16 protein-coding genes are annotated in these 17503 nt (G+C 64.2%); 11 read left to right on the forward strand and 5 right to left on the reverse strand.

Translation table 11 applies throughout. From position 1 onward, the window contains the following. Nucleotides 1-16 precede the first annotated feature (16 nt). Both PSET11_RS00415 and PSET11_RS00420 read right to left on the reverse strand, forming a co-directional pair. Entirely contained in the window at nt 17-1771 is a 1755-nt protein-coding gene (locus PSET11_RS00415; protein WP_160118934.1) for a sensor domain-containing diguanylate cyclase, read from the reverse strand. Between the two features lie 38 nt (nt 1772-1809). Continuing rightward, entirely contained in the window at nt 1810-2514 is a 705-nt protein-coding gene (locus PSET11_RS00420; RefSeq protein ID WP_124089654.1) for an alpha/beta fold hydrolase, read from the reverse strand. A gap of 251 nt (nt 2515-2765) precedes the next feature. Here PSET11_RS00420 and PSET11_RS00425 point away from each other — a divergent pair, with 251 nt between their 5' ends. The 6 genes from PSET11_RS00425 to PSET11_RS00445 are packed head-to-tail and all read left to right on the forward strand — an operon-like array spanning nt 2766 to nt 7941. After that, nucleotides 2766-3641, forward strand: coding sequence for an ABC transporter substrate-binding protein (locus PSET11_RS00425; RefSeq protein ID WP_238988968.1), 876 nt, complete (start codon nt 2766-2768; stop codon nt 3639-3641). Further along, entirely contained in the window at nt 3638-3805 is a 168-nt protein-coding gene (locus tag PSET11_RS16780) for a hypothetical protein (RefSeq protein WP_238988969.1), read from the forward strand. The genes PSET11_RS00425 and PSET11_RS16780 overlap by 4 nt, the downstream gene beginning before the upstream one ends. Continuing rightward, nucleotides 3802-4704, forward strand: a complete 903-nt coding sequence (locus PSET11_RS00430) for an ABC transporter ATP-binding protein (protein WP_124089656.1) — start codon at nt 3802-3804, stop codon at nt 4702-4704. Before PSET11_RS16780 ends, PSET11_RS00430 begins: the two co-directional genes overlap by 4 nt. Next, nucleotides 4704-5600, forward strand: coding sequence for an ABC transporter permease (locus tag PSET11_RS00435; protein WP_124089658.1), 897 nt, complete (start codon nt 4704-4706; stop codon nt 5598-5600). The genes PSET11_RS00430 and PSET11_RS00435 overlap by 1 nt, the downstream gene beginning before the upstream one ends. A gap of 53 nt (nt 5601-5653) precedes the next feature. Continuing rightward, nucleotides 5654-6604: a TauD/TfdA dioxygenase family protein gene (locus tag PSET11_RS00440; protein ID WP_124089661.1), complete on the forward strand. Its 951-nt coding sequence runs from the start codon at nt 5654-5656 to the stop codon at nt 6602-6604. After that, the gene (locus PSET11_RS00445; protein ID WP_124089663.1) at nt 6601-7941 is read left to right on the forward strand and encodes an LLM class flavin-dependent oxidoreductase; all 1341 of its coding nucleotides are present in this window, start codon (nt 6601-6603) and stop codon (nt 7939-7941) included. Before PSET11_RS00440 ends, PSET11_RS00445 begins: the two co-directional genes overlap by 4 nt. Before the next feature lie 55 nt (nt 7942-7996). Here the strand turns inward: PSET11_RS00445 and PSET11_RS00450 are convergent, their stop codons facing one another. Both PSET11_RS00450 and PSET11_RS00455 read right to left on the reverse strand, forming a co-directional pair. Next, nucleotides 7997-9037 (reverse strand): hemolysin family protein, encoded by a 1041-nt coding sequence (locus tag PSET11_RS00450; RefSeq protein WP_124089665.1) that lies wholly within the window; start codon nt 9035-9037, stop codon nt 7997-7999. After that, entirely contained in the window at nt 9034-10392 is a 1359-nt protein-coding gene (locus PSET11_RS00455; RefSeq protein ID WP_124089667.1) for a hemolysin family protein, read from the reverse strand. The genes PSET11_RS00450 and PSET11_RS00455 overlap by 4 nt, the downstream gene beginning before the upstream one ends. A gap of 233 nt (nt 10393-10625) precedes the next feature. Between PSET11_RS00455 and PSET11_RS00460 the strand changes: the two genes are divergently transcribed. The 5 genes from PSET11_RS00460 (at nt 10626) to PSET11_RS00480 (ending at nt 16127) form a co-directional block, all read left to right on the forward strand. After that, nucleotides 10626-11741: a GGDEF domain-containing protein gene (locus PSET11_RS00460; protein ID WP_345788798.1), complete on the forward strand. Its 1116-nt coding sequence runs from the start codon at nt 10626-10628 to the stop codon at nt 11739-11741. A 111-nt stretch (nt 11742-11852) separates the two neighbouring features. Beyond that, on the forward strand, nt 11853-12488 hold the full coding sequence (locus PSET11_RS00465; RefSeq protein ID WP_124089671.1) for a GntR family transcriptional regulator: 636 nt from the start codon (nt 11853-11855) through the stop codon (nt 12486-12488). A gap of 10 nt (nt 12489-12498) precedes the next feature. Further along, complete coding sequence (locus PSET11_RS00470; protein WP_124089673.1) at nt 12499-14019, forward strand: MmgE/PrpD family protein; 1521 nt, start codon at nt 12499-12501, stop codon at nt 14017-14019. Continuing rightward, on the forward strand, nt 14019-14924 hold the full coding sequence (prpB, locus tag PSET11_RS00475) for a methylisocitrate lyase (RefSeq protein ID WP_124089675.1): 906 nt from the start codon (nt 14019-14021) through the stop codon (nt 14922-14924). Before PSET11_RS00470 ends, prpB begins: the two co-directional genes overlap by 1 nt. A 63-nt stretch (nt 14925-14987) precedes the next feature. Then, nucleotides 14988-16127 (forward strand): bifunctional 2-methylcitrate synthase/citrate synthase, encoded by a 1140-nt coding sequence (locus PSET11_RS00480; protein ID WP_124089677.1) that lies wholly within the window; start codon nt 14988-14990, stop codon nt 16125-16127. 78 nt (nt 16128-16205) lie between these two features. Here PSET11_RS00480 and PSET11_RS00485 read toward each other — a convergent pair whose 3' ends face one another. After that, nucleotides 16206-17417 (reverse strand): FAD-dependent monooxygenase, encoded by a 1212-nt coding sequence (locus tag PSET11_RS00485; RefSeq protein WP_124089679.1) that lies wholly within the window; start codon nt 17415-17417, stop codon nt 16206-16208. Nucleotides 17418-17503: the final 86 nt, after the last annotated feature.

Raw genomic sequence — 17503 nt, forward strand, 5'->3', positions numbered from 1 at the left:
CGCCAGTACGCCCGTCTCACTCGGGACTTGGCGCGCGGTAGGCCACGCTCCGGTTGCGGCCCTGCCGTTTCGCTTCAAACAATGCGATGTCGGCGCAGTCAAGGAGATTGGCTGCGCCGGCGCTCGCGAGGTCGCAGACGCCTGAGGACACTGTCACCACCCAGGACGCGGCGAAGCGCTCGCTGGCCACGGAGAGGCCGGCCCGCTCCGCCGCTGCCTGGGCTTGTTCGGCCGCAACGCCTGGCAGCAGCCAGACGAACTCTTCGCCGCCCAGTCGGGCCAGCATTTCGCCATGCCGGGCGGCACGCCGGAGCCGCCGGGCAATCTCGGCCAAGACCAGATCCCCGGTTGAGTGGCCATGGGTGTCGTTGACCGATTTGAAGTGGTCCACGTCGAACACCACCAGGCTCAAGGGTTGGCCGGTGGCTGCAGCGCTGCTGAGTTCAAGGTCCAGGCGGGCCTGGAACGTACGCCGATTGGGCAGTCCGGTGAGGGTATCCGTCTTTGCTTGCTGCTCAAGCTCGGCACGGGCCTGGGTATTGCCGATGGCGATCTCCACCAGGTTGGCGAATTCGCTGAGCCTGCCCAGCACTTCCTCGCTGACCCTTTCCTTGGTCCGCGATGACAGCACCACAGCACCCCAGAGGTCACCCAGGACGTGGATGGGAGCTGCCGCGGATGCCCGGAACCCATTGCCGAACATCACCCCTGCACCGCCTTCGGACCTGGCGTCATAGTGCGCGATCGCGGCGTTGCCCGTATGCCAGATGATGTCAGTGGCCAGTCCACTACCGGACTGGTGCGACTGGACGTCATCGGCAATGTCACGGTCGTTGGGGGAGACAGCAACAATCTGGACGCTTCCGGATGGCGCGAAGCGAATAACGGAAGCGTTGTCGACGAGGAAGAGACGCCGCAGCACCTCCGACACTTTGGCTGTGACGGACGCAGTGTCTTCACTGCGAGCCACGGCCGTGGAGATCTCGTGCAGCGCTGCCCAACTTTGTTCGCGTTGTCTGGCTTTGGTGATGTCCATGGCCACCACCATGCCGGCGCTCACCACTCCGTCGGTTTCGACGGGGCCGGTCTTGAGGCTGAAGACGCGGTCGCCCACTTCCCTGGTCCAGGTGACTTCTGTTCCCGCCAGCGCTGAACGATACCGTGGTTCCAGTTCCACCGCCCGGTGATGGGGGAGCGATTCGAAGAGGGTTCGGCCCTCAATGTGGTGCTCGCGGAAACCGAAGGCGGTCAGGGCTTGGCCTTCTGCGACGACGTGGCGGAGGTCGGCGTCGTACAACAGGACGAATACGCTGGGGATGCTGCGGGCCAACGCACGGTAGCGCTCCAGGCTGTCCTTTGCCTGGCTCTCGCCGGCCAAGGTTTCGGTCAGATCTGTGAAGAGCGAGATAAAGCCGCGGACCTCGCCGTCGCGCGTGTGCGGGATGAGTGCCACCTGCGCGGTGCGGGTCTCGCCGCTTGAGTTGAGCATCTGCCGGGTCCAGTGCTGCTCCGCGCCCGCCAGCACGCCAGCCACTTGCGGCAAGCTATCCTGGTAGGCGGTTTCGCCAATAACGGCACTCAGGTGGGTGCCCTTGATGGCGTCAACGGTAAAGCCGAACCAGGTGGCAAGGGCGGTGTCCGCTACGGCGTTGTGGAGGTCGCGATCCCAGTACCCCATCATCACCGTAGGCCCCCGACCTCTGGCGGGCAGGACTTTACCGGCTGGTACCGGGCGTCGCGGACCATCCTCCGAATATGCGGTTTCCGCCATCCCCATCAACCTATGGTGGCAGACATCGCTGGCCGCTCCTAGCCTTGAGCTCCCACAGCCCCAAGGATGGCCTGCGCCAATTCATCCGGGCGAGTGAACTGTGGCCAGTGCCCAGTAAGAAGGTCGATATATTCCACATTACGCATACGTGCCAGTTCGGCGACAAACGGGTGCCCGGCCGCGATCCATTCCCGGAGCATTGCCGATGGAAACTCACAGGCAATGACCGTAGCTGGCACGTCGTAGCGACGGTCGTCATGGAGGTGCTGCTGGCCGTAGGCAACACCCTTGGGTTGGGGGATGGCCCTGGCGATGAAGTCCTGGCGGAGCTGATCGTCCAGGTCCACCAGGTCTGCTTCTTCGAAAGCTTCCCACGGCGGCAAGGGCACGTCAGGGCCCTCTGCCGGCAGGTCATCATTGATGACCCCACCCTCGCCGAGTGGTCCGCTGTCCACATAGATGGCGCGCGCAACCCGGTCAGGCCTGGCATCCAAGGCGCCGTGGATGATGGCACCTCCGCCCGAGTGCCCCACCAGCACCACCCGATCCGGCAGGGAATCGATCACCTCAACCACGTCGTCGACGTGGTGGTGCAGCTCGATCCCGTCCCGGTTGGCAGTCACTGATTCGAGGCCGGGCAGGGTCAGCGGCAAGGCCTTGTGCCCGGCTGCCACCAACGCTGGTGTCACCCGCTCCCACGAGGATGCGTCCAACCAGAACCCGGGTACCAAAATGATGTCCATACTGGCACCCTACCCCGCGTACCTGTCGGTAGGTTGCCCCGCGTTGCGGCGGGTTTCCTCGCATGGCGCAGGGTGTCCTTTCGCGTCCTGATTGCGCCCGGCGTCGCCGTATTGAGCGCCCGTGACCCTCGGTTTTCCCCCGTGAACACGGCACTTTTGCTGGTGTTTCTTCTCTGTTCTGATGGTGGGCACAGGCCAGCCGGCCAGGAACCGCCGCAGAGGTTCCGACCCTCAACACAGAAGGTCCCGCCATGAACAACCCGCAGATATCCCGAAGAAGTTTCTCCGTCCTGAGCGTGGCAGCAGCCATGGCCGCGACTCTGACGGTGTCCGGTTGCGGGGGCCCGGCTACGGCGCAGGAAGGCAATGCCGCGGCCGAGGTGACCGAACTCCGGTACGAAGGCTCGGCAAACAGCGTGAGCTTGGCAGAGCTGGCCGAGGATCTTGGCTACCTGGGAAACGTGAAGTTGAACTGGGTGGGAAACACCATCAGCGGCCCGGCCAGTATCCAGTCCGCCGCCACCGGTGCCACGGACTTTGGCGGCGCCTTTGCCGGTGCCGTGGTCAAACTCATCGAGGCCGGCGCGCCCGTCACCGCGGTCATCAACTACTACGGGGAAGACGAGTTGACCTTCAACGGCTTCTACGTCACCGCCGAGAGCTCCATCCGGGCACCACGTGACCTCATCGGGAAGAAAGTAGCCGTCAATACGCTGGGGGCGCACTCGGATGCGGTCCTGAACAGTTACCTGAAGAAGAACGGCCTGAGCCAGGACGACATCAAGCAGGTCCAACTGGTGGTAGTTCCGCCGAATGACACGGAGGAAGCCATCCGTCGCGGCCAGGTGGACGTTGGTGTCCTGGGCGGTGTGTTGCAGGACAACGCCATTGCCAAGGGCGGACTCCGTTCCCTGTTCAACGACTTTGAGCTGTTCGGCGCCTTTGCGGGCGGCCAGTACGTCCTCCGCAAAGACTTCATTCAGCAGAACCCTGAGATCACGAAGATCTTCACCACCGGCGTCGCCAAGGCCATCGAATGGGAGCGAACCACCCCGCGCGAGGGGTCATCGCCCGCTTCACCAGCATCATCGACAAGCGTCAGCGTAATGAAAGCACCGCTGCCTTGAAGTACTGGAAGAGCGTGGGGGTGCCGTCCAAGGGCGAGATCAAAGACCAGGACTTCAGCCGCTGGTCTGCGTGGCTCAAGGACACGGGCATCGTCACGGGAGACATCACGCCGGCAAAGTATTACACCAACGAGTACAACGGACTGCTCAAGGCAGCATCATGACACAGGCGCAGGTACCCAAAATCAGCCTGCAGAACGTGGGCAAGTCCTTCACCGTCAGACCCACCAAGGACGCCCCTCTCGGGTCCAGGCTGACGGCCTTGGAAGGCGTCACCCTCGACGTCGCCGCCGGAGAATTCATTACCCTCGTAGGCCCCAGCGGTTCGGGCAAGACCACGCTCTTGGACCTTTTGGCTGGGCTCACCCGGCCCGACACGGGAAAGGTCCTGGTCGATGGGAGGGAAGTGACCGGGCCAGGCAAGGACCGGGCCGTCGTCTTCCAGCAGTACGCGCTGTTCCCCTGGCGTACGGCCGCGGCCAACGTCTCCTTCGGCCTGGAAGGTCGCAGCCACGACGGCGAACGGCTCAACCGCAGGGAGCGGGCCGAGAAAGCACGCACGTACCTGGACCTGGTGGGTCTGGCCGGCTTTGAGGACCGCTATCCACACGAACTCTCCGGTGGCATGAAGCAGCGCGTGGCGATTGCCAGAAGCCTCGCCTATGAACCGGATGTCCTGCTGATGGACGAGCCGTTCGCGGCCTTGGACGCCCAGACACGCGAACAGTTACAGGAGGAACTGCTGCGGATCTGGCGCGCCACGGGGAAAACAATTGTCTTCATCACCCACGGGATCGACGAAGCGGTGTATCTCGGCCAGCGGGTCGCCGTCCTCAGCTCACGCCCGGGGCGGCTCAAGGAAATTGTCCCCATCGACCTGGGGGACCGCAGCGGAGAAGGAGATGTCCGGTCCAACGCCGCGTTCGTCGAACACCGGCACCGGGTCTGGGCGCTCCTGCACGATGAGGTCCGCAAAGCCCAGTACGCCGGGCACGCAAAGATTCTGCCCACCGGCATTGCCCGCGATGAAGCACCCCAACCCAGCTCCGGAAAGGCTGCCTGATGAGCGCGCCCACCCTGACCCAGACGAGTCATCCCACTGCACAGAATCCCGTCGGCGACACCGCTGGCGGCCCTGTTTCACCACAGCCCCAAGGCGTGCCGTCACCGCTCAGACGCGCGCTGACCGTCTCAGGACGTGGACTGTGGCGGGCAGGTGCGATCCTGCTGTTCCTCCTCGTGTGGGAATTCGGACCCCTCTACCTCGCTCCCGCCTCGACGCGGGTTTTCCTGCCGCCGCTTCATGAGGTCCTGGGCGCTTTGGGAACCCTGATCGCCAAGGGACAGCTGCAGAATCACCTCGCAGCCAGCCTGGGCCGCTCGGCCAGCGGATTCGGCATTGCCGTGCTGTCCGCCGTGCTGCTGGGCCTCCTGGTGGCCTGGTACGGAGCCCTTGACCGGTTCCTCAACCCCTTGCTGGAAGTCTTCCGCAACACCGCCGCACTTGCCCTGCTGCCAGTCTTTACCTTGCTGCTGGGAATCGGCGAAACCTCCAAAATCAGCATCGTGGCCTACGCCGCGTTCTTTCCGGTGCTGCTCAACACCATCGCCGGGGTGCGGACCGTGGACCCGCTGCTGATCCGGGCGGCACGCTCCTTGGGCCTGTCCAACGTCACGTTGTTCCAGAAAGTCATCCTGCCCTCAGCGGTACCCACCATCTTCACCGGTATCCGGATGGCAGGCACCTCATCAATCCTGGTGCTCATCGCGGCTGAGATGGTCGGGGCGAAGGCCGGCCTCGGCTACCTGATCGTCAACTCTCAATCGAGTTTCCTCATCCCTGACATGTACGCCGGCATCTTGACCGTCTCCCTGCTCGGCTTGCTGGTCAACTACCTGCTGGTCGGCGTCGAACGTCACTTCTCCCGCTGGCGGACCGCCGTCGGCACCGGGACCTAAGCCTCTTGCTTGGAAAACCTACGCACCTCACCCGAACTGTAAAGGAATCCACCATGTCCGTCATCACCGAAACAAAGCTGCAATTCACCAAGCTGGGCGCCCGCATCGGGGCAGAAATTCGCGGGTTGGACCTGAGCGCCGACCTTAGTGACGCAACGATCGCCCACATCCGCGAAGCGTTGAACGTCCATAAAGCCTTGGTTTTCCGCGAAGCAAACGTGCTCGACGACGACGCCCAGGTCCGCTTCGCCGGTCGCTTTGGCCTACTCACCAATGCCCACCCCACCGTGGCCTCCGTGGCCGGCAAGCCCTCGGTGCTGCCGGTGGACAGCGAAAACGGTAGCGCCAACAACTGGCATACCGACGTCACCTTCGTGGTGAACCCGCCCCAGGCTTCTACCCTGCGCAGCATCACCCTGCCCAGCTACGGAGGCGAAACACTCATCGCGTCATCAGCGGGCGCCTATCAGGACCTCCCGGCAGAGCTGCGCACCTTCGCAGACTCGCTCTGGGCTATTCATACCAACGACTATGACTACTCCGTGCCCAAAAACCTCGAGCACGCCAACGCGGAGGAGCGCCGCAAGGAATTCACCCGCATTCACTTTGAAACGGCTCACCCGGTGGTGCGCGTGCATCCACTCACGGGTGAGAGGGGACTGTTTATTGGTGGGTTCGCGCAGCGGCTGCGCATTGTGGGGTTGTCCAACACCGAGTCCAAGGACATCCTCCGGCTCCTCCAGGCCTACATCACCCGGCCTGAAAACGTGGTTCGGGTGAGCTGGGAACCGAATCAGCTGGTCTTGTTCGACAACCGCATCACCCAGCACTACGCCCCGGACAACTACGACGGCCAACCCCGCACGCTCAACCGGGTGACCATTGCCGGGGATATTCCTGTGGGGGTAGATGGTCGCAGCAGCTCGGCAATCCAGGGCGATTCGTCGGCCTACTCCGAAACCGTTGTCCTCGACGGGACCCCATTCGCAGGGACTCAGCGATGACTACGCGCCGGCAACTCCATCTCAATGCCTTCCTGATGAGCACCGGCCACCATGAGGCATCCTGGCGGCTTCCGGAGAGCGACAGCCACGCCGGCACCGATGTGGCTCATTTCCAGCGACTGGCACAGACCGCCGAGCGGGGAAAGCTGGATTCGATCTTCTTCGCCGATTCTCCGGTGCTGCACGGAGATGTGACCCAGCGGCCCTACGGGTCCCTGGAGCCCACCGTGTTGCTGGCCGCGATAGCGGCTGTCACGGAGCGGATCGGCTTGATCGCCACGGCGTCAACAACGTACAACGAGCCGTATAACCTGGCGCGGCGCTTCGCCTCGATTGACCAGATCAGCGGCGGACGGGCGGGGTGGAACGTCGTCACCACCGCAGGGGATGCCGCGGCAAAGAACTTCTCTCTCGCGGGTCAGCCTGCTCATGCACACCGTTACGAGCGGGCCGCTGAGTTCCTGGACGTTGCCACGAAGCTCTGGAACAGCTGGGAGGACGACGCCGTGGTGGCGGACAAGACCGCCGGTGTCTGGGGCGATGCTACCCGCGTGCACCAGGCCAATCATGCGGGCACGCACTTCCAGGTCCAAGGTGCCTTGGACATCCCCAGGTCGGCCCAAGGCCACCCGGTGATTGTGCAGGCCGGCTCGTCGGAGAACGGTAAGGACTTTGCGGCCCGGTATGCAGAAGCAGTATTCACTGCCCATCAAACGCTGGCGGACGCGCAGGATTTTTACGCAGATCTGAAGGCGCGCACGGCTGCCGCAGGCAGGGATCCCGAGACCATCAAGATCCTGCCAGGGATCGTTCCGGTGATCGCCGCAACGCCGGAGGAAGCGCGCCGACTCGAGCGCGAGCTGGACGAGCTGATCCTGCCCGAGTACGCCCGGAACCAGCTTGCGGGCGTGTTGCGCGTTCCAGCGGAATCACTGACGCTGGATGCCCCGTTGCCGGTTGATCTTCCTACGGAGGACCAGATCGAGGGCGCCAAGAGCAGGTACACCCTGATCGTGAACCTTGCCCGGCGGGAAAACCTCACCGTGCGGCAATTGATTGGACGGCTCGGTGGCGGGCGCGGGCACCGGACGTTCGCGGGCACCCCCGAGCAGGTGGCGGACAGCCTCCAGGAGTGGTTTGAGGCAGGTGCGGCTGATGGGTTCAACATCATGCCGCCGGTCTTGCCGTCAGGGTTGGATGTTTTTGTGGACCAGGTAGTGCCCATCCTTCAGGCGCGGGGACTCTTCCGGCGCGATTACTCCGGACGAACCCTTCGGGACCATTTCGGCCTGGCCAAACCGGCTAACTCGTTCAGGCCAGAACCGCTGCCGGTCTAGGAAACCAGCCACCCGCCGTCGGACGCCCCAACAGGCGGCCGACGGCGGCTTGCAGCTACGCGCTGGTGGCGTCCTGGACTTCGCCCACCAGTTCCTCGATGATGTCCTCAAGGAACAGTACGCCGGTGGTCCTGCCCTCAGCGTCGAAGACCTTGGCCACGTGGGAACCGGTCCGTCGCATGCCGGCCAGGGCATCCTCCAGCTCAGCGTCCGCAAAGGCCGAGGTCAGCCGCCTGACGCGTTTGGCCGGGACGGGGGCCGTGAAAGTCTCCGGGGCTACCAGGTCCATGACGTCCTTGAGGTGCAGGTAGCCGGTGGGCTCGGCATCGTGGTTGGTCAGGATGTAGCGCGAGAACCCGTGCTCGGAGACGGCGGCTTGGATGTCTGCCGGCGTTGCCGTGGCGGGCAGCACCACCATGCTGGCCAGCGGAACCTGGACGTCCGCCACCTTCTTGGTGGTGAATTCGAACGCTGCCGTGAGGGTGCCCGAGGTGTCCGTAAGCATGCCGTCCCGAGTGGACTGTTCAACGATGTTTGCCACCTCGTCCAGCGTGTAGGCGCTGGTGGCCTCGCCCTTGGGTTCCACCTTGAAGAGCCGCAGGATCCCGTTGGCGATCCCGTTCAGGGTCCAGATCACCGGTTTGAAAACGCGGGCCACGATGACCAGCGGCGGGGCCAGGATCAGGGCTGCGCGGGTGGGCACCGAGAACGAGATGTTTTTCGGCACCATCTCGCCCAACACCACGTGCAGGAACGTCACCAGCAGCAGGGCCGCGATGAAGGCAATGATTCCGATCGCCTCACCGGACAGGGACGTCAGGCCCAGGGGGATTTCCAGCAGGTGGTGGATGGCAGGCTCGGAGACGTTGAGGATGACCAGTGAACAGACGGTGATGCCCAACTGGCTGGTGGCCAACATGAGCGTGGCGTGCTCCATGGCCCACAGGGTGGTTTTGGCGGCTTTGCTGCCAGCCTCGGCCTTGGGTTCGATCTGTGACCGGCGGGCCGAGATGACGGCAAACTCTGCGCCAACAAAAAACCCGTTGACCACCAGCAGCACCACCAACCAGATGATGCCTGGAAGGTATTCACTCATTTGGTTTGCTCCTGCGTGAGGCTGTCGATGATCTGGTCATGGCTGCTTGCGGTGGGGTCCACCGGTTCTGCGGGGGTGAAGCGCAGTCGCTCCACGTGGGTGCCCACCACGCGCTCCACCCGGAGGACACCGCCGTCGAGATCCACCTCGTCGCCGAGTTCGGGGATCCTGTCGAGCTGGTCGGTGACGAAGCCGGCCACAGTGTCATACTCCTCGCCGTCCGGCACCGGGATGCCGGTCCGGTCGAGGAGTTCGTCAGGTCGCAGGGCGGCATCGAAGGTCACTGATCGACCGGTCCGGACTACGCCGGCGCGGGCCCTGTCGTGTTCGTCTTCGAGTTCGCCCACGATTTCTTCCACCAGGTCCTCGAGGGTGACGATCCCGGCGGTTCCACCGTGTTCGTCCGAGACGATGGCCACCTGGAGCCCTTGCCTGCGCAACAGGCCCAACAGGGTGTCCACGCCCATGGATTCGGGGACGCGGACAGGATCGATCATCAGGTCACCGGCAACAACAGTGTGGCGTTCCGGTAAGGCCACGGCGAACGCCTGCTTCACGTGGAGCACGCCCAGGACTTCGTCCCGGTCCCGGCCAATGACGGGGAAACGGGAAAAACCGGTGCTGGTGGCCAACGCCACGATCTCCTCGGCCGTATCGGTGCTGCCGACGGCGGTCATCCGCACCCGCGGGGTCATCACGTCCACCGCACTATGGTCTGAGAAGCGCAAGGTGCGGTGCAGCAAGGTGGCATGATCCAGGTCCAGGACGCCTTCGACGGCGGACCGGCGCACCAGGGAGCTCAGCTCCTCGGCGCTGCGGGCACCGGAGAGTTCTTCCTTGGGCTCGATGCCGAAACTTCGGATGATCTTGTTCGCCGTGTTGTTGAAGAGCAGGATGACGGGTTTGAAAACCGTAGTGAAGAGGGCCTGGAAGGGAACAACCACCTTGGCGGTGGCCAAGGGCAGTGCCAGGGCAAAGTTTTTGGGCACCAGTTCGCCGATCACCATCGAGAAGATGGTGGCCAGGAAGATGCCGGCGATGGAGCCCACCGCGGGCACCACTGCCTCCGGAACCCCTGCTGAGGTCAGCGGACCGCTGAGCATCCGACTGATGGCAGGTTCAAAGGTGTAACCCGTCAACAGTGTGGTCAGGGTAATGCCCAACTGTGCCCCGGACAGGTGGGTGGAGGTGATCTTAAGGGCCTTGATGGTGGGACCAAGGCGCTTCTCGCCGCGGGCTTGCCGGGATTCCAGGTCATGCCTGTCCAGGTTCACCAGGGCAAACTCGGAGGCTACGAAGAATCCGGTGCCCACGGTGAGGACGAGGCCAATGCCGAGCATGATCCACTCATACATTCTGGCGCCCCTCTCCCGTGGTGGCCGGTGATCCGGTCAGGTGGCAGAGGGGCTTGGGCATGTGTGAAGGAGGGTCATCCATACTTCGTTCAACTCCGAACACTCTGCGTGAGTTCCCGCGTCACGAAAAATTCGCGGTGGGAACTTGTCAGAGGCTGCTGACATACTGGGCCAAGAACTTCAGAAAGTGTTTGGGGCGGGGACTGGTGGAGCTGGACGAGACTACCCTCAGGGTGACTTTTGGGACGGTAATTTTGGGATTGGTGGCCCTGTTCTACTTTGCCGCCTATCGTCCTACCCGGTCACCGTATAGCGGTTGGTGGTGCTTGGCGCTGCTGTTCTTTCTGCTGGGCTCGTCGCTGTACCTGCTGGACGGGACACCGCACCAGGTCTGGGCCAATCCGGTGGGCAACGCCTTGCTGGTCCAGGGCGGTGTTGCCGTGTGGGCGGGCGCCCGCTCGCTGCGCACCGAGAAGTTTCCGGCGTGGGCGCTCCTGGGCTTACCGCTGCTGACGCTCATTGCCGCAGCGGTGGATGCCCCTGCCACCAACGCGTGGGCCGGCGGCGAGGCGCTTCTGGCGTCAATGGCGGTGGCCATCGGTATGAGTTCCTGGGAAGTCTGGCGGATAGATCCGGGCTATACCCGGCTCAAGGTGCCCCTGAGCATTTCGTCCGGGGCGCTGGCGATCTTCTACCTGCTGCGGCTGGTTGCCCTGGTTGTCGAAGGCCAGCACGGCCACTTCTTCACCACTGTCTTTGGCTCAGCCTTCACCACCATGATCACCTTGGCCTTGTTGGTGATGGTGTCCTTCACTATGGCCGCGCTTAGCAGTGAACAGCAAAACCGGGCCCTGTCTGCCGAGATCTCTCGCGACGACCTTACGGGCCTGCTGAATCGCAACGCATTCCTGGAGCTCGCTGCGGTTGAGCTGGGGCCACAGGCGTCACGGGCCAGGCATGGCGCCCTCATCATGGCCGACCTGGACCACTTCAAGGCCGTCAACGATACTTTTGGTCACGGTGCGGGGGATCTCGCCCTGAAGAACTTTGCCGATGCCTGCCTGGAGACAGTGCGCACCACCGATCTGGTCAGCCGCTTCGGCGGCGAGGAGTTTGTCCTCCTCATCCCCGGTGCCAGCCCAGAACGGGCAGAGGTGATAGCCCAACACATCAGCACGCGCCTCGCTGCCTCGCCCACGGCTGGTGACATGCCCATGCCCACGGCAAGTTACGGAATCACCACGTACGACGCCGGGACAACAGATATCGAGGCCGTCATCACGGCAGCAGACACAGCCATGTATCTGGCCAAGGCACAGGGGCGGAACCGGGTAGCGCACAGCGATTGACGGCCTGGTGTTCGCGGAGTGCAGCGCTTGTCCACTCGCGTCATGTATACAGGCAACGTGATTTTACTAGATTTTGGTGCAATCTGAGGCTCTCGTGTATACACTGGGGACATGCGAGCAAGTGAACGGGCCTACGCGGCCCTCCGCGCGGACATCCTCGAATGGCGCTTGGCGCCGGGGACCGTCCTCGCGGAAGTGGAGCAGGCAGAGCGGCTGGGGGTGTCCCGGACGCCGTTGCGCGAAGCCTTGGGCCGACTCAGCGCCGAGGGCCTGACCACCCCTGCTGGGCGCGGTGTGATTGTCACCGAGATTTCCCTTGAGGACATCGACGAGCTGTTCGAACTTCGCGAGACCCTGGAGGGACAGGCCGCGGCGCTCGCCGCCAAACGGGGTGACCCCGAAATTTTCCGGCAGCTGCACGCGGAACTCCAGGCGGCGCCGTCGTCGATTACCGGAGCGGAGCCCGCCGTCGCCGAGTACTACGAGCTGGTCGGCAGGCTGGATGCGGCCATCGACGCCGCAATTTCCAACGCCTACCTGGTCCAGGCGATGGCCAGCCTCCGGGTCCACCTGGTCCGGATTCGCCGGCTGGCAGCGGACGACGCCAGCCGGTTGGCTGCGTCCGCGGCCGAACACTCGGCCATCGCCGACGCCATCGCCAGCCGCAACCCCGGCCTGGCCCGTGCGGCCACCACGCTTCATTTGCACCGCAGCCTCACCCACATCAAAGCAACCCCCGCACCGTAGAAGGAGCACCATGGTTCAGGAACATCACGTCCGCGTCTACAAGAGCGAAGAAAACCTCGCCCGAGAAGACCAGTTGGCACATAAGATCGCCGTGGTGGCGGCTGACCCCGTCGCGGTGACCGAGGACGTCACCGAGATGGTGATCAACCGGATCATCGACAACGCCTCCGTAGCCATCGCCTCGCTGAATCGGCCTCCCATCGTCGCGGCCCGTGCGCAGGCCCTCACCCATGCCCCCAGCACGGGCGGCAAGGGCGCAAAAATCTTCGGCCTGGAAGAGCGGGTTTCGCCGGAGTGGGCGGCGTGGGCCAATGGAGTGGCGGTGCGTGAGTTGGACTATCACGACACGTTCCTGGCGGCGGACTACTCCCACCCGGGAGACAACATCCCGCCGATTTTGGCGGTGGCCCAGCACGTGGGCGCCAGCGGGGCGGATTTGATCCGTGGGATCGCTACGGGTTACGAGATCCAGGTGAACCTGGTCAAGGCGATCTGCCTGCACAAGCACAAGATTGACCATGTGGCGCACCTGGGCCCGTCGGCTGCTGCTGGTATTGGCACGTTGTTGGGCTTGGATGTGGAGACCATTTTCCAGTCTGTGGGTCAGGGATTGCATACCACCACCGCCACCCGGCAGTCGCGGAAGGGTGAGATTTCCACCTGGAAGGCGCATGCTCCGGCGTTCGCGGGCAAAATGTCCGTTGAGGCGGTGGACCGTTCCATGCGGGGACAGACCTCACCGGTCCCCATCTATGAGGGTGAGGATGGGGTGATTGCGTGGTTGCTGGATGGGCCGGACGCGTCCTACCAGGTGCCGTTGCCCGCAGCGGGTGAGGCGAAACGCGCCATCCTGGACACGTACACGAAGGAACACTCGGCCGAATACCAGGCCCAGGCGTGGATCGATCTGGCCCGCAAGTTGCACCGTGAGCATCCGGAAGCGACCAGCCCGGAGAACGTCGCGTCGGTGCTGATCAAGACCAGCCACCACACCCACTACGTCATCGGTTCGGGAGCCAATGACCCGCAGAAGTACAGCCCCACCGCCTCCCGCGAGACCCTTGACCATTCGATTCCGTACATCTTCACCGTGGCCCTGCAGGACGGGGCGTGGCACCACGTGGACTCGTACGCACCTGAGCGCGCAGCCCGACCGGACACCGTGGAACTGTGGCACAAGGTCAGCACCGTTGAGGATCCAGAGTGGACCCGCCGGTACCACTCGTTGGACATCGCCGAGAAGGCCTTTGGCGGGTCGGTGGAAATCACCCTGACCGACGGCACGCTCATTACCGACCAGATCGCGGTTGCCGATGCGCACCCGCTGGGTGCCCGGCCGTTCGCCCGCGAGCAGTATGTGCAGAAGTTCCGGACATTGGCCGCTGGCCTGGTCGAGGAAGCTGAGATCGAAAGGTTCCTGACCGCCGTCGAACGCCTCACCGACCTCGGCCCGGGTGAGTTGGATCAGCTGAACATTGCTGCCGCGCCCGGCGTGATTGACCTTGCCGCAGGTCCGAAGGGATTGTTCTGATGCTGTACTCCGGTGTCACCCCGGAGCAGAAACGCCGTCAGCTCCGGGAGATTCTGGGGTCCGGCACGATTCAGCAGTTCCCGGGCGCGTTCAACCCGCTCTCAGCCCGGCTGATCGAAGAAAAGGGGTTCGACGGCGTCTATATTTCCGGTGCCGTACTGGCCAACGACCTGGGGTTGCCGGATATTGGGCTCACCACCCTGACCGAGGTCGCTACCCGGGCAGGGCAGATCGCGCGAATGACGGACCTGCCGTCCATCGTGGACGCCGATACCGGCTTCGGTGAGCCGATGAACGTGGCCAGGACGGTGCAGGAAATCGAGAATGCCGGCTTGGCCGGCCTGCACATTGAGGACCAGTTCAACCCGAAACGGTGTGGGCACCTCGACGGTAAGAACGTGGTGGACCTGGCGACTGCGACCAAACGGATCCGGGCCGCTGCCGACGCCCGTCGGGACCCGAACTTCCTGATCATGGCCCGCACGGACATCCGCGCAGTGGACGGACTCGCGGCAGCGCAAGACCGGGCCCGGGCCCTCGTGGATGCCGGGGCCGACTCGATCTTCCCCGAAGCGATGGCCACGCTCGAGGAGTTCCAAGCCATCCGCGACGCCGTGGACGTCCCCATCCTCGCCAACATGACGGAGTTCGGCAAGAGCGAGCTTTTCACCGTTGATCAACTGGCCGGCGTGGGGGTCAACCTGGTGATTTATCCGGTGACGCTTCTCCGTAGTGCCATGGGTGCTGCCGAGAGTACGCTGGAAGCGATCAAGGCGGACGGAACCCAGCAGGCGCAGGTAGGGAACATGCTGACCCGCGCCCGGCTGTACGAACTCGTTGATTATGAGGGCTACAACCAGTTCGACTCGGGGGTCTTCAACTTCCAGGTCCCCGGCAAGCACTGACCAACCACCCATCGCCGGCCGCGGCCGGCGTTCGACAGGCGACAGGAACAAAGGAGTTTCAGCATGGCTGAACAGGACATCAAAAAGGGACTGGCCGGCGTCGTGGTGGATTACACCTCCGTCTCCAAGGTCAATCCGGAGACCAACTCGCTGCTGTACCGGGGTTATCCGGTGCAGGACCTGGCCGCTAAGTGCAGCTTCGAGGAAGTGGCCTACCTGCTGTGGAACGGCGAACTGCCGTCCGACGGGGAGTTGGCAGACTTCACTGCCCGCGAACGCGCCGGCCGGGCCCTTGATCCGGTGGTCAAACAGGTCATCGACGCGTTGCCCACCACCAGCCACCCCATGGATGTGTGCCGCACGGCCGCCTCCGTGCTGGGCGCCCGGCACCCGTTGGCGGAGGACTCGTCCCGCGAGGCCAACCTGGCCAAATCCATCGACCTGTTTGCTGCCATGCCGGCCGTGGTCGCCTACGATCAGCGCCGCCGTCGTGGCCAGGAAGCCGTGGAACCCCGGGATGACCTGGGCTACTCCGCGAACTTTCTGTGGATGACGTTCGGAGAGGAACCGGTCGCTGACGTTGAGGCGGCGTTCAACGTCTCCATGATCCTGTACGCCGAGCACTCCTTCAACGCCTCCACCTTCACGGCCCGCGTGATCACCTCCACGCTCTCGGACCTGCATTCAGCCGTGACCGGTGCCATCGGCGCCCTCAAAGGCGCACTGCATGGCGGCGCCAACGAGGCCGTCATGCACACCTTCGATGAGATCGGCATTCGGCCAGAGGAGACCCTGGAGGAAGCTGCCAGCCGCGCGAAGGCCTGGATGGAAGACGCGTTGGCGCAGAAGAAAAAGGTCATGGGCTTCGGTCACCGCGTCTACAAGCACGGCGATTCGCGGGTGCCCACCATGAAGGCTGCCTTGGACAAGATGATTGCCCATTACGGGCGGCCGGAACTGCTGGGCCTTTACAACGGGCTGGAGCAGGCCATGGACGAGGCAAAGGCCATCAAGCCCAACCTCGACTACCCCGCTGGGCCCACGTACCACCTGATGGGCTTCGACACACCAACTTTCACGCCGCTGTTCGTGGCCAGCCGCATCACGGGCTGGACGGCGCACATCATGGAACAGCTCGAATCGAACTCCCTGATCCGCCCCCTGAGTGAGTACAACGGACCCGAGGAGCGGTACCTGCCGTAGCGGCTCCGGCAGCAGAAGTCCGACGGCGGCGGGTCACCTTTTGGTGGCCCACCGCCGTCGTCGTATCGTCAGCTGTGGTCAGCCCCCCAGGTGGCTGTAGTCCGGCAGGTCGATCTTGTCTGCGGGAGGGGTGAAGAACCTGTCTCCGAGCCTGCCGATGAACGGCGTCGCGGCGACTTTGAGTGCCACACCGAAGGCGGCGATACCCAGCCGGCTTTGCGGGTTGGCGGCGCGCGGGGTGCCGGGCGGCAGTTGCTGCGCCTGGGCAACGTAAGGGCGCATGATCCGTTCGTAGCCGGCGAAAGCATCCCGGTGGTGGCGGTGGGCTGCAAGTTCACCCGCCAGGACGTAAGCGCCGGTGAGCGCCAGGCTCGTCCCCATCCCACTGACCGGGGAGGCACAGTAAGCGGCGTCGCCCAACAACGCCACCCGTCCGCTGGACCACCGTGGCGCATGCACCTGGCCGATGGATTCGAAGTAGAGGTCATCGGCGTCGTCGATGCCGGCGAGAATGCGTTGGGCCTCCCAGCCGGCATCTCCGAACTGGGCACGGAGCCTGGCCCTCTGCTGCGCCGGCGTGCGGCGGTCGGCGCCGACGTCCTGGCGGTTCTTGTCGGTGATGAGGTTGAGGGCGGCGCGGATGGTGCCCTGGGAGTCCGGGCGCAAGGTGATGGACCGGCCACCGGGGGCGTTGTACCAACGCCACCAATCGTCGTCGGCAGCGGTGCGGGGGATGGTGGCGTAGGTGATTTCGAGGCCAAGGGAACGGATGTCCGCCTCATTCCCGAACACGAGTTGCCGGGTGCTGGAGCCGATTCCATCGGCCGCCACCACCAGGTCGAACCGTTCGTCCGGGGCGTTGTCGAAGCCGACCGTGACGCCGTCGGCTTCCTCACGGATGCTCGCGATGCGATCGCCGAAGCGATACTCGGTGTTGGGCTGGCTGCGGGAGACGAGAATTTCGGCCAGGTCCCCGCGCAGGATCTCAAGTTCCGCCGTCGCGCCCCCCGAATCTGTGGTGCCGGCCGGGAATTCCGCCACTGTCTTGCCGCCGGGGCCCAGGAAACGGGTGCCCACTTCGCCGGTGGTTGCCGCCCGGATGCTGTCCTCGATGCCCATCCGCCGCGAGACCTCCCGGCCTGCCCCGCGAACATCAATGTTTTGCCCGCCCAGCCGCAATTCCGGAGCGCGCTCCACCACGGTTGGCTCGAAGCCGTACCGGTGCAGCCAAAACGCCAAAGCGGGTCCGGCGATGCTTGCTCCGGAAATGAGGACGCGGGGTTTGGGCATGATTCCTCGGGGTTTCGACTGGGGGCGCTGCACGGACTGCACCTGGCTTTTTACTGGTTCCTGCCAGCCTACGGCCGCGCAGCTGG

The organism is Arthrobacter ulcerisalmonis, from assembly GCF_900609065.1.
Taxonomy (GTDB): domain Bacteria; phylum Actinomycetota; class Actinomycetes; order Actinomycetales; family Micrococcaceae; genus Arthrobacter; species Arthrobacter ulcerisalmonis.

What these genes read in the sequence shown, in the direction of transcription:
- PSET11_RS00415 (WP_160118934.1), bottom strand. Translation starts at nt 1,771, where the DNA reads ATGGCGGAAACCGCATATTCGGAGGATGGTCCGCGACGCCCGGTACCA.
- PSET11_RS00420 (WP_124089654.1), bottom strand. Translation starts at nt 2,514, where the DNA reads ATGGACATCATTTTGGTACCCGGGTTCTGGTTGGACGCATCCTCGTGG.
- PSET11_RS00425 (WP_238988968.1), top strand. Translation starts at nt 2,766, where the DNA reads ATGAACAACCCGCAGATATCCCGAAGAAGTTTCTCCGTCCTGAGCGTG.
- PSET11_RS00430 (WP_124089656.1), top strand. Translation starts at nt 3,802, where the DNA reads ATGACACAGGCGCAGGTACCCAAAATCAGCCTGCAGAACGTGGGCAAG.
- PSET11_RS00435 (WP_124089658.1), top strand. Translation starts at nt 4,704, where the DNA reads ATGAGCGCGCCCACCCTGACCCAGACGAGTCATCCCACTGCACAGAAT.
- PSET11_RS00440 (WP_124089661.1), top strand. Translation starts at nt 5,654, where the DNA reads ATGTCCGTCATCACCGAAACAAAGCTGCAATTCACCAAGCTGGGCGCC.
- PSET11_RS00445 (WP_124089663.1), top strand. Translation starts at nt 6,601, where the DNA reads ATGACTACGCGCCGGCAACTCCATCTCAATGCCTTCCTGATGAGCACC.
- PSET11_RS00450 (WP_124089665.1), bottom strand. Translation starts at nt 9,037, where the DNA reads ATGAGTGAATACCTTCCAGGCATCATCTGGTTGGTGGTGCTGCTGGTG.
- PSET11_RS00455 (WP_124089667.1), bottom strand. Translation starts at nt 10,392, where the DNA reads ATGTATGAGTGGATCATGCTCGGCATTGGCCTCGTCCTCACCGTGGGC.
- PSET11_RS00465 (WP_124089671.1), top strand. Translation starts at nt 11,853, where the DNA reads ATGCGAGCAAGTGAACGGGCCTACGCGGCCCTCCGCGCGGACATCCTC.
- PSET11_RS00470 (WP_124089673.1), top strand. Translation starts at nt 12,499, where the DNA reads ATGGTTCAGGAACATCACGTCCGCGTCTACAAGAGCGAAGAAAACCTC.
- prpB (WP_124089675.1), top strand. Translation starts at nt 14,019, where the DNA reads ATGCTGTACTCCGGTGTCACCCCGGAGCAGAAACGCCGTCAGCTCCGG.
- PSET11_RS00480 (WP_124089677.1), top strand. Translation starts at nt 14,988, where the DNA reads ATGGCTGAACAGGACATCAAAAAGGGACTGGCCGGCGTCGTGGTGGAT.
- PSET11_RS00485 (WP_124089679.1), bottom strand. Translation starts at nt 17,417, where the DNA reads ATGCCCAAACCCCGCGTCCTCATTTCCGGAGCAAGCATCGCCGGACCC.